We start from the raw sequence: 12,089 nt of genomic DNA, 5'->3' as shown, positions 1-12,089 counted from the left end.
AATTATGCACCCTTTCTCTTCCGCTTCACCTTCTTTAATGGGATCTCTTCCCATTTATGCCTTACAGTCCACAGGAAATCCTCCTTTATCAACAACAAGAGAGGCTCCTACCTGCCGGAAACATGTCATCGAGCTGGATAAAGAAACCGATACAGCTGCGGGGCTGCATATTCAATCGAACGGCACCCCTGTTTATTCACCTGCTACGCCTAAAAGAAGACGCGTTTTTGAGGAATATACCGTCGTTTATCCCTTTGCGGCCCTTAATAACACGCCGGTCACCCAATGCACCAAGCGGATTGAGCTTCTCAGTACTCTTTTTCCGCCATTTAATCCCACAAAGAATCCTTCTGAAGACCTCATCGATTGCTCATTTGAAGAGCAAAAATTCCGCATTCAGCAATTAATTCAGCTGGGAATTCCTTTGGAAGAAAAACCGCTTCATGACATTTATAATTGGCTTAGGTTCAATAAAAAAGAGATTTGCGAAAACAAGTCAATTTCCTATCCCGCCCTTTTTCAAGGCCATGTGCAATACGCTCCCCCAACACCAGAAAATCCAAACTCTTGCGAGTTATCCTTTAGAATAGAAGTGCATTCAAAAAAACGCGTCTTATTACTCTTTTTTGATAGACCGGAGCCTTCTACTTATATTTCACAAGGCAATTTCAAGAGAGTTCTCAAGGCTTTTAATTTAACAAAGCCTAGAAAGCTGAAGGCTTATCTTATGTCCCTTTCTAGCCTTTCCCCTACTTCTTCCACGCAAGCAGCCAGAAATGAAGAGATCTTTTTAAATGTTCTGCAAGGAAACGACAATATTGTAAAAGTGCATGAAATTTTTTATTACGATTCCACGCAGATCATTTTAATGAAATATTATCCTTGCGATTTTTTTTCTATTATCGCAGGACTAAATTATAAACATTTAACTCTTTCTGACGAAGAGAAGCTCAATTGCAGCATAGATCTACTGAAAGCAATCGTTCAGATACATGCGAAGGGCATTATTCATCGAGATATTAAACCGGAAAATATTTTATTCGATCCTAAGGATTTTGTTTTGACGGATTTCGGACTATCCTGCTTAAATATTGATTCAAAAGCGTTGAGTCACACAGCCGGTTCGCTTGATTATTTGGCCCCAGAGGCTATATTAGGTTCTCGTGAAATGTATGGAACCAGCTTGGACATCTGGGCAGCAGGATGCGTGTTATGGCAGCTGTGGAAAGAGCGCCCTTTCCCTTGGTATGGAATACGGAAGTTAGATTATTACACCAAATTAAATGCAACCCACTTGATGCATACATACCATCAGCAACCCCTTAATCCCGATGATAAAATAGAAATCCTACTCAGAATGATGCTTGATCTGGATCCTTTAAAACGAATAACTGCTCTGGAAGCTTTAAATTACTTACAAGGGCTTTTAAAGCCTACCGTCAACGTTTTATCTAATGATTTGACGCCCCCCGATAATCCTACAAGCGCCCCCTCAATATTTTAATCCATTAACCTGTGTTTGGAGTTTTTTTGTCCTTTCGACTGCGTCAAAAAAGCAAAGAAACTCCAAAATCAGGTCATTAATGAAGGAAAAATAATTTTTAGCCAGCGAAAAGCCTGTTTTCGAAAAAGCCTAGGCATCTTTTGAAGATAAGAGAAAGCTTTACATTCAAAAGATCCCTTCGGCTTAACTGCCTCCGTTAACAATGGGAATATTGAAAATCATCACTTCTCCCGGAGGAACGGTAAGCGTGAATTCATTAGGAGTTTGAAGCGGAATGACGGTCTGATTAATCATTTCTGTCACACTCTTTATCGTTTGGCCAGTTTCTCTATAAGTTACGCGAACCATTTGAGCTTGAGTTGGATCTATGACAGTAGGCGTAGAAGGAGACTTTTTAACTCCTAAATTATTAATCAGAGTCAACACCCATCCCTCACTATTTCTATTTACGAGATATTCAATATCCCCTTCAATCAGGAAAGGATTAAGCGGTTGAATTAAAGATCCTATAAAAAATCCCATCACAGTGGTGTCTTGCAGGTTTTCAGGAAGAATGACAATGACTTTGCCATTTCCTATTGCGTTAACGATCGCTAGCGTGCTTGTTCCCGCATCCGCTGTTCCAATTAGCAAGGGAGCTGCTGTTGTGGCTTGAAAAGAAGGGACTGTTAAGCTTGAGGCATAATCAATCGATTGGCCGCTGGCTTTCCAAATTAGCCGATTAAAGACAGCCTTTTGATCCGAACCAAAGCTGGCTCCTATAAAATCTGAAGTAAAATACGAAAGAGCTGATTTATTTAAAATTAATGTTCCCCCTCTATTAACATATTGCTCTAATTGAGCCGCAAAAGAAGGGGTCATATTGACACTAGCCCCTATATAAACGACAGGATAAGCTCTTAAAACCGAAAGATCCACATCACTTAAAAGAACATCATACATATCGCCATGCGGAGAATTGACAAGATAAAATTGCGATTCATCCCAAGCCGGCTGGGAAAAACTCTGGGGCCAAAGGGCGTTAAAAAGCTGAACGTCCGCCTGCTGTTCAGTCGTATAGTTAAAACCTACCTGTTGAGAATTAGACGCTAACATTCCATAAAACGTTTGACTCGAACTAAGTCCCGTCAATCCATGGAATTGATCCAAAACAATGGCCATCGGAGTAAAGGGAATCCCTCGATCTACAAAGGAATGAGAAAAAGAATAAAAAGCCTGTCCGATCTTTCCCATGGGAGAGAGATTAAATGTTTTATCTGCATTGAGCGTGTCGCCATTGAACCAATTCACACTTGCCGATTCCGCATGAAGCTCGTTGCCGCCTGCCATATAGGTTAAAAAGTAAGTCCGCTTAGCTAATTCAAGCGAATGCCCGTAACTTGCGCCTCCGCTTTCCCCCCAAACGGATTTACCCGTGTAATCCAATACAAATGAGCCATACCAAGGAGAGAATTGAAGCCCCCATGGCTTATCAAATTGTCTTGCAGCCCCTCGCACAAAAGCTAAATGGGCATTTGTACTTTTAATATTTTCACCCACCTCTGACATAAGCATGTCCACTTCGCCCCCTCCCCATAATGCAGAGTAATGGGGATAATAATAATGACCCGTGATTGCCGTGATCCAAGCCGGATGATTTTTTTCTTGATTAGCGAGTTGGGAGGCATACCAATTTTCAATCATCTGATAAGCATCCGATACATTAGCGGGAAAATGAGGATAGCCATTTCCTTGTCCAAAGTGAAAAGTATAGTCCCACTCATATAAATTATTAAAGTACGTGTCTCCAAAGGTATCAGCCAGTTTATATTTGGCTGCTGAGGCTTTAACAGCAGCAGCTGGATAATTGGAATAGCCATACAGGTACATTTCAACATTCCATTCTCTATTTAATAAAGAAATGGGACGGTAGCGAAATAAACCTGTACTCAACTCCTCAAAACTCGTATCAGGCTCAGGCACAACCGACTGAGGATAGGACAAAATAGACACACGGTCGGCAACAATAGACAATCCTGTAGAATTGGTATTTTTTGTGCCTGTCACTGTCACAGTAAGGGTGTGAGGACCTTGAGCTAGGATCGGACTAGTATAGAGGAGCGCTTGATCTTTGCGGACAGGGGCATAAAAATCAACATTGACTGCCGGCCCATTATCAATGGAAATAGCTGCGATCCCATGATAGGGAGCCTGAGCGCCAAATAGCAGGATTTGTGCGCCTACAAAACTGACTGAATAACGGCTATCTTTTTGATCAGACCAATGATTATCATTGTTATATGCTCCACTTTGCTCCCCATATTGCCAAGCGCCTGTAAAGTTAAATTGATTCTCATTTGTTCCTATAGTCGCATCATTGACATACGTGATAATGGGATTAGCCGAATGGATCGCCACATGATCCGCTACCACATAGCTTCCTTGAGAAGCCGGATTTTGTTTGCCTGTCACACGAACTTGCAAATGATGCTGCCCATAACTGACAGATGGACTAGAGTATATCAAGGTGTTTTCTAGACGTGTAGGAGCATAACAATCCACTAAGACTTCTGGCCCGCCATCTAAAGAAATTCCAGCTATTCCATGGATAGGAGCTTTTATTGAATAAACATCAATTTGAGTACCTACAAAATTAATTTGATAGGTCGAATCGGGAGTATTAGACCAATGATTATCGCCCCCATAAGCGCCAGGCTCCCCTCCATATAGCCAATTTCCGGTATACTGATACTGGTTAATAGATGTCCCTATATCACCATCATTCACTTGGACCATAGAAGCGGCTTCAACAGTCAATGAGGGAAAGAATAACCTTAAAGTGAGTAAAAAAAAGAACAACCGCCGCAAATTTTCATTTCTATTCATAAGTCTTCTTTTTTTGAGGTTTATCAAATTTTTTATTTAAATCCACTTTCTACCAAGAAGCGCATTTGAACTTGAAGCAAAATCTTTCCATAAGCCATTAATATATTCACTATCATGTATTAAGAAGCTGTCGTAAGAGGTATTAACACCGCTAATGCCCTTAATTCGCGTTTTTTCCCTAAGAAGCGGTAGGAGATAACGGGCAATGTCCGCTATCTCCTACCGCCTTTTTAGGGGGAAATACTCTCAAATAGAGCGACTAGCCTGCTTTTCAAAGATAAAGAAGAATGGCAAAGTAATGGCAGGCGCTTCCCCCCATTACAAAAAGATGCCAGATGGCATGATAGAAGCGTTTTTTATCTAGAGCAAAGAAAATGACTCCGAATGAATAGGACAATCCGCCGGCAATCAGCCAATATAGGCTTTCGGTGGCTATATTATTGACAAGGGGTTCAAGCGCGATGAGAACAAGCCATCCCATGGCCAAATAAACTAGAGTGGAAAGGATTTTAAAACGGTGGATAAAAAAGATCTTGAATACGATCCCCATTCCTGCCAGTCCCCAGACAATTCCAAACAAAAGCCATCCCCAAAACCCTTTCAAAGGCATCATCGTAAAAGGCGTATAAGTGCCGGCTATGAGAAGATAAATGGCGCAGTGATCGATTTTTTGAAACATTTTCTTTAAATGGGGACGCTTCAAAAAATGATAGATCGTAGATGCCGTATAAAGCAATACAAGGCTAACGCCATAGACAAAGAAATTGGCAAGCTTCCAGTGATCGCCGCTTTCAAGCGGATAGGCAATCAGAAAAAATAAGCCCACTAAGCTCAATAAAAGACCAACGCCATGCGTTAACCCATTGGCCCAGTCATCCCCTAAGATCAGTCCACTCGCCCATTCATCTTCACGCCTGAGTTCCTCGACAGAAAGAGAATAAGCTGTCGAATTAATGGGCTGTAAAAGTAAAGCTGGCTCTCGTTGCATGTTAGACCTCTAGACTTTTATATGTCTTCCTTATATATCACAAGTAAAATGCATGATTTCAAAAAAATCAATAAAGGCCGTTATGAATCCCTTCCCTTTTATTTTTGCTTTAGGCTGGATCATTGCCATATTGCATCTCTTGCTCAGCCGTCAGCCTGCAACCAAAGCAAGGATAATTGAAATTCTTTTATTGTATCAACTGGTCTTTACTGTCGGATTGGGAGGCCTTTTTGCTTTTTATGGCCATGCTTTCCTATCAAATGAAATCGCCGAATACATTGGATGGCCTCCAGGCAATCCGTTCCAACTGGAAGTGGCTTACGCCAATCTTTCCTTTGGCATCCTAGGCCTTCTATGCATTTGGTTTCGAGGGTTATTTTGGGCGGCGACTATCATTGGACTGTCCATTTGGTTTTGGGCAGATGCATACGAACATCTCAGACAGTTGATGGTCTATCAGAATGAAGCGCCGGGCAACGCAGGCCTACCTCTTTATACGGACATTATTGTACCCATTATATTGATCGCTTTATTAACTGGCTATCTTTATGGGCAAGCGAACAAGCAAGGCCTTAGCTGAATTGACCTCACTCGCTTTCTTTTAAACGGTAGGAAGCAGCCACTAAGCGGATATCTTCATAAGTAAAATCCTCTGGCAGCTTTTCCTTAATAGGAGTTAAGCGGCTGGGGCCAACCAGGGAAATCGCCTCTTTAATCGCATGCTGCTTGGCATGGGGAATAAGAGGCGCCAAGTCCAGTTCCGTCCCTTGCTGAATGGCTTCTACAAGATGGGTAATCACCGTACTTCTGGCAAGTTGGCGGCTTTCCATGATCTTTTCAAGATGATAGCCCTCTTGATAGAGGCGTACGGTCTCTTGCCGCGACTGTTGACGCTGGACAGGAGAGCGGATATCTTCCCGCTTGGAGGGCAATGAAGCGGGCGTAAAAGCTTTAACCGCCTCTAAAAATTTCAATCCATATTTAATCCATTTGATGGGACCTACGCCATTAATCTTGCAAAAATCCTGTTGATTTTGAGGGAAATAAGTCGCCATTTCCTGCAAGGCCCGGTCACTGAAAATGACAAATGGCGGGACTTGCTCTTCTCTTGCCACTTCCATTCTCAATTGCTTTAGGGATTCAAATAGGGCCTCATTATAATAAAGAACAGCAGCTTCTTTGCGCTTTGGAGCGGGCTTAGCTGAGGCGGACTGAAACAGCTTTTTCTTAAACCAGACCGGCAAGCGCCCTTCGATGACCTCTTTTGATTTTTCCGTCCATTTTAGAATAGGATACTGCCCTTCTGTTCGCATGATCAATCCCATTTGAATAAGGGATTCGATGTAATAGCGCACCTCGGCCTCAGATAAATCGGCCAAAAGCCCATAAGTGGATAAATCCTGATAGCTTTTTTCCAAGACGGCTTGGTTCTTCATTCCTCTCAACACATCAATGACCAAACGGCCACCGACATTCTGCCTCATGCGGAAAACGCATGATAAAATCTTTTGTGCAATGACCGTTCCGTCAATTTTATTATCCTCATCTATGCAATTATCGCATGTCCCACATTCGTGAGAATGATAAGCTTCGCCGAAATACTTAAGAAGACCTTTACGGCGGCAATCAAGCGAGGTGCATAGACGGTACATACTGTCTGTTTTGGCCTTCATCTGCTGGCGAATGGAAGGATCTTCTAGCTGCTCCAAGAAGACTTTATAAATGACAAGGTCCTGAGCGCCATAAAGCATCAGGCATTCGGCAGGCAATCCATCGCGCCCGGCACGGCCAATCTCCTGATAGTATTGCTCGATTGTCCGCGGCATATCGAGATGGACGATAAAGCGAATATCGGGCTTATGAACGCCCATTCCAAAGGCTACGGTCGCTACCATAAGCGTCACCTGGTCATGCAAAAAGGCATGCTGCGAAGCGCTCCTTTCTTGATCCGTCATGCCTGCATGATAGCGTCCCACTTGAAATCCAGCTTGCTGCAGCTGCAAAAAAGTCGATTCGACACCTTTGCGGGTCGCAGCATAGATAATGCCGGGCTGCTGAGACTTTTGTCTGATGAATTCCAATACTTGCTTTTCAGGCTGAATCTTGGGATGAATGCGAATCGTCAGATTGGGCCGATCAAAACTTCCTTTGATCAAAACAGGCTGCTCCATGGCAAGCTGGGATATAATATCTTTTTCCACATCCAACGTTGCCGTGGCCGTCAAAGCCATCATCGGACACTGGGGAAAAAGCTGTTTTAATACCGACAACTTGCGGTACTCCCCCCGAAAGGAATGCCCCCATTGCGAGATACAGTGCGCTTCGTCGACAACGAAAAAAGAAAGCGGAATATCTTTTAAGCGATTGATAAACTGGGAATCGGCCAATCGTTCAGGAGCAACATACAGAAGCTTATAATCGGCCAGATGATTCAATACATCTTGAATATCTTGATAATGAAGGCTACTATTGAGAAAGGCTGCTGGAATGCCGTTCTTATACAAGGAAACTACCTGGTCCTGCATAAGAGAAATGAGGGGAGAAATTACAATTGCCGTTCCCGGCAGCAACATAGCCGGAAGCTGATAGCAAAGGGATTTGCCCGCTCCAGTGGGAAGAATAGCCATGACATCTTTGCCGGCTAAAATAGCTTGAATGATCTCTTTTTGATAAGCTCGGAAGTCATTATAGCCAAAAATTTCTTTAAGTTTACCTTCTAGATTAAAGGAACAAAATGATGCTTCCAACTCCATACCCAGCCTACTAGTCATACGTCTCGAGGCTATTATCAATTAAAAAACACTTAAATACAAGACAATGAAAGCATAACCTTAAATATTTAAAATAAAAACTTTATGTTTTTATTCAAAATCCTTTCCCCCCGTCCACCGACTTCGCCTTGCAAATATTTTTAGACTTTGCTTTTTGCAAAACTTGATCTAGAATCGATCGCAAAAGCAACGCCCGAATGAATTCAAAAAATGAGTTAAATCATGGAAGCAGAAAAAGTTGCCCAATCAATCGAACATACTCAATTAAAGCCTTACGCAACGGCTGCCGATATAGAAAAGCTTTGTCAAGAGGCACTGCGTTGGAATTTCTATGGAATTTGCTGCTATAATCAGTGGCTTAAGCTGGCGCGTTCCATTCTTGGCGGATCCGCTATTAGGTTGGTCACAGTAGCAGGCTTTCCAACAGGCACCCATTCAACTCGGATTAAATGCCAAGAGTTAGAAGAAGCGCTTCAAAATGGGGCAGATGAGGTGGACTTTGTCTTAAATATAGGATGGTTAAAAGAGAGGCGCCTGCGCGCATTGGAAGAAGAATTTAAGCAGCTAGTCTCTTTAGCCTCTCCACATCCCTTAAAAGTTATTTTAGAGACTTGTTTCTTAAGCGAAGAAGAGAAAGCGCTTGCATGCAGCTTAGCTGTTGCAGCAGGCATTGATTTCCTCAAAACATCTACAGGTTTTGGTTCCGGCGGCGCAACAATTGCAGATGTGCAGTTGATGAGGCAATTCAGTCCTTTTATTAAAGCCTCAGGAAGCATCAAAGATGCTTCCATGGCATTAAGTCTATTGCAAGCTGGCGCAAGCCGCTTAGGAACTTCGTCCAGCGTATCCATCATGGAAGAATTAAAATCAGCCCATTTCAATAACTCTCTTTCCCATTAGATGAGGTAATCCGATGAATGCTCTTAAAAAAAATCTATTAATGGCCTTTGTTTTTCTCAGCAGCTTCGTTTCACCTTTTAGCCAAGCGGAAGAAGCTGCTTCGCCGCTTTCTTTTGAATGGCGCTTACAACAGATTGCAAACGAGAGCGAAGAGACTACGCGTCTGCATTGCCTTTTTGAGCTATATTGGGAATGGAGAATGAGCGAAAATCCGGATGAGGCGACTTATTTAGGCTATCCGGGCAAGCAGGACTGCTGGCCCGATCTGTCTTTTGAAAGCCTAGAGCGGCACCAACGCTTCGCCATTCAGCTTTTGTCTGCGCTCAACTCTTTTTCTGCCGCTGCCTTATCAGAGGAAGATGCCGTCAGCCATCAAATCTTAAAGCAGCTTTTGACAGAAGAGGTAGAAGAGTTTCAATTTAACAACCACTACTTGCTTGTCAACCAAATGCATGGCATTCATCTCAATATCGCGCTCATTATGGATCTGATGCCGGCAGCGACAGAAAAGGATTATGAAAACATCATTGCCCGGCTTAATCAGATCCCTCCTTATCTTCAACAGGCCACTGCTTTATTAAATGAAGGATTAAAAGCGGGTATTACCCCTCCTCGCATTGCTCTTAGGCATATTCCTCAGCAGCTTCTGAATCAAATGGCAGATGAGGCCTTAGATAGCCCGTTTCTAAAATCTTTCAAGCACTTGCCGCCGAGTATTTCCCATAGCAACCAACGGCGCCTGCTCACACAAGCTGAAGACGCATATTATAATGAAGTCCTCCCGGCCCTAAAAGATTTTTATTCTTATTTGGTAGAGACCTATATTCCGAATTGCCGCAAGTCAATTGCCTTTACGGCCCTTCCCAACGGACAAGAATGGTACGCCGCTAAAGCGCGCCGCTCGACGACGACGCATCTATCCCCTCAGCAGATTCATGAAATTGGATTAAAGGAAGTGGAACGGATCCATCAAGAAATGCTCGCCGTAATGGCCTCAGCTGGATTCGAAGGCCGTTTTGCGGATTTTTTGCATTTCCTGGAATCCGATCCGCAATTTTTTTATTCCAACCGAGAGGAGCTGTTAAAAGGCTATCAGCAACTTACCCGACATATTGAATCAAAGCTTCCTTCCTTATTTACTAAGCTTCCAAGCCTCCCCTTTGAGGTCGTCCCTGTCCCCGCTTATTCGGAAGAGTCTCAAATAGCCGCCTATTATTGCCATGGGTCGCCTATACATGAAAGGCCCGGCTACTTCTTCATCAATACCAGCTATCCGGAAAAGCGCCCAAAGTGGGAAATGGAACCTTTGGCCCTGCATGAAGCTGTCCCAGGCCATCATCTTCAAATCACTTTAGCACAAGAGCTCAGCCATTTGCCAGAGTTCCGCAAAAATTGCCATTTCACGGCCTATATTGAGGGCTGGGGTCTTTATGCCGAAAGCTTGGGGATAGACCTGGGCCTTTATCAAGATTCCTATTCCAAGTTCGGCCGGTTGACTTATGAGATGCTGCGCGCCATCCGGCTCGTCGTCGATACAGGCATGCACGCGATGGGATGGAGCCGCGAAGACGCCATTCAATTCTTCAAGCAATATGTAGGCATGAGCGACCATGAAATTATTACGGAAGTAGATCGCTATCTCGTGATGCCGGGTCAGGCTCTCGCGTATAAGATCGGCGAATTGAAGATCCAAGAAATGCGGCAGGAAGCAATTGCAAAGCTTGGAGAGAAATTTGACATCCGCGCCTTCCACGACGAGTGGCTGAGACATGGAACAGTTCCACTAGATATTGCAGAACAGAGCATTAATCAATGGATTAGACAGCAAATGAAAGCGGCTGAATAAGCTAATTACAACAAGAGGGCTTGAGGCGCATGGCCTCTTCCCTCTTTTGCGCGCTGGGGTTTATTCTTCAATTAGATTGCTAAACAAATTTTGGCAGCTAAGAAATAAACATAGCGCGCACTGTAAATGAGCGAGTTGCCTCAAGCGAACTCGCCTGGTCTACACTGAAACTACAATTCATCTTTTTCCGTTTTCATTTTGCTGCCAGAAAAACGCTCGTTATACATGTCTATATAAATTTGAGTATGGGGGCGGTCCTTAATCTCTTCCCAGCGCTCCTCAAAACCTTTGTTATAAAGCTCGTTGCATTGCTCAATAGATCTAGCTTTAGGGAGAAAAGACCATGCTTGACTGGCAACACAATTCGCCGTTACATAGCAATGCCCTTTTGTCGTTTCATACTCGCCTTTTTCAAGCTGCTTGGCAAATTCTAAAGCATCTAAAGTCCCTTGAGCCGCTTCTTCGAAAGTCGCTGAAAATGCTTTACTGCGCGAGGCATTCAGCATTTCGTAAATCAAGATGTGAAATTGCTGCAGATCGCCAGACGTACTATCGATGACAATTTCCCTATTCTCTATATTCCAGTAGCCGTGGCTTTTAGCAACCATTTCATCAAGAGAGGGATCGACAAATCTAATCTGAATGGGCCCATCTTTAGTGACTTTTTCATACACTTTCTTCGCATCCGGACAGCTTAAAAAAACGTCAAGGAACTTTTGTGCTTTGCGATCTAAATTCTCGGATGCTTGCTCTTTTACCCCATTCGCCGAATAGGGGCCATTATAATGGACATACGAATGCGCGAAATGATTTTCATCTTGTAAAGAACCCGTCTCAACGAAATCAGAAAATACCTTTAAAGCAAGCGTTGTTAATGTATAAACGCCGTATGTTGCGCACAAAGCCCCTCCCAAGGCACACGCTTTTCGAAAAGCCGCATTGGATGGAGCCTCTTGCTTGACCACTTTCCCAATTGCATAACTTGTATACATCGTATAGCAGCCAGCCGCTGTGCAAAACGAGCCTAGCATCAATTCGCTCATGTATGGATATTTATTCATCTCGCATAAGGTATAAAAATTAGGCAATAAAGCGGAAAAAACTTCAGAAGAGGCCTCTTTAACTTTTTCATTTAAAAATAAAGATGTTTTTGAAGAATTAAAATAAGTAGCTGTAGACTGACAATAGCTGCGTAAATGATTAACAATATTCATT

Annotated in this window: 8 protein-coding genes; 4 read left to right on the top strand and 4 right to left on the bottom strand. The window is 43.2% G+C overall.

Annotated elements, in window-relative coordinates; translation table 11 throughout:
* Positions 1-4: 4 nt before the first annotated feature.
* Positions 5-1,504 (top strand): protein kinase domain-containing protein, encoded by a 1,500-nt coding sequence (locus BN3769_RS10855; protein WP_068470446.1) that lies wholly within the window; start codon positions 5-7, stop codon positions 1,502-1,504.
* A 183-nt stretch (positions 1,505-1,687) separates the two neighbouring features.
* Here BN3769_RS10855 and BN3769_RS10850 read toward each other — a convergent pair whose 3' ends face one another.
* Both BN3769_RS10850 and trhA read right to left on the bottom strand, forming a co-directional pair.
* The gene (locus BN3769_RS10850) at positions 1,688-4,369 is read right to left on the bottom strand and encodes a hypothetical protein (RefSeq protein WP_068470444.1); all 2,682 of its coding nucleotides are present in this window, start codon (positions 4,367-4,369) and stop codon (positions 1,688-1,690) included.
* Between the two features lie 271 nt (positions 4,370-4,640).
* On the bottom strand, positions 4,641-5,357 hold the full coding sequence (gene trhA / locus BN3769_RS10845) for a PAQR family membrane homeostasis protein TrhA (RefSeq protein ID WP_079989530.1): 717 nt from the start codon (positions 5,355-5,357) through the stop codon (positions 4,641-4,643).
* Between the two features lie 82 nt (positions 5,358-5,439).
* On the opposite strand from trhA, the gene BN3769_RS10840 reads away from it, so the two are divergent.
* Complete coding sequence (locus tag BN3769_RS10840; RefSeq protein WP_068470442.1) at positions 5,440-5,937, top strand: DUF6790 family protein; 498 nt, start codon at positions 5,440-5,442, stop codon at positions 5,935-5,937.
* A gap of 7 nt (positions 5,938-5,944) precedes the next feature.
* On the opposite strand, the gene recQ is transcribed toward BN3769_RS10840, so the two are convergent.
* Positions 5,945-8,110 carry a DNA helicase RecQ gene (gene recQ, locus BN3769_RS10835; protein WP_068470440.1) on the bottom strand — a complete coding sequence of 722 codons (2,166 nt, stop codon included), beginning with the start codon at positions 8,108-8,110 and terminating at the stop codon, positions 5,945-5,947.
* 240 nt (positions 8,111-8,350) lie between these two features.
* Here recQ and deoC point away from each other — a divergent pair, with 240 nt between their 5' ends.
* Positions 8,351-9,028 (top strand): deoxyribose-phosphate aldolase, encoded by a 678-nt coding sequence (deoC, locus tag BN3769_RS10830; RefSeq protein ID WP_079989528.1) that lies wholly within the window; start codon positions 8,351-8,353, stop codon positions 9,026-9,028.
* Between the two features lie 13 nt (positions 9,029-9,041).
* Positions 9,042-10,874 carry a DUF885 domain-containing protein gene (locus tag BN3769_RS10825; RefSeq protein WP_068470436.1) on the top strand — a complete coding sequence of 611 codons (1,833 nt, stop codon included), beginning with the start codon at positions 9,042-9,044 and terminating at the stop codon, positions 10,872-10,874.
* Positions 10,875-11,044: 170 nt separating this feature from the next.
* Here the strand turns inward: BN3769_RS10825 and BN3769_RS10820 are convergent, their stop codons facing one another.
* Entirely contained in the window at positions 11,045-12,088 is a 1,044-nt protein-coding gene (locus tag BN3769_RS10820) for a hypothetical protein (RefSeq protein WP_068470435.1), read from the bottom strand.
* Between the last annotated feature and the right edge of the window lies 1 nt (position 12,089).

Source organism: Candidatus Protochlamydia phocaeensis, assembly GCF_001545115.1.
In the GTDB taxonomy this organism is placed as follows: domain Bacteria; phylum Chlamydiota; class Chlamydiia; order Chlamydiales; family Parachlamydiaceae; genus Protochlamydia_A; species Protochlamydia_A phocaeensis.
This window is presented reverse-complemented; position numbering and strand designations above follow the sequence as displayed.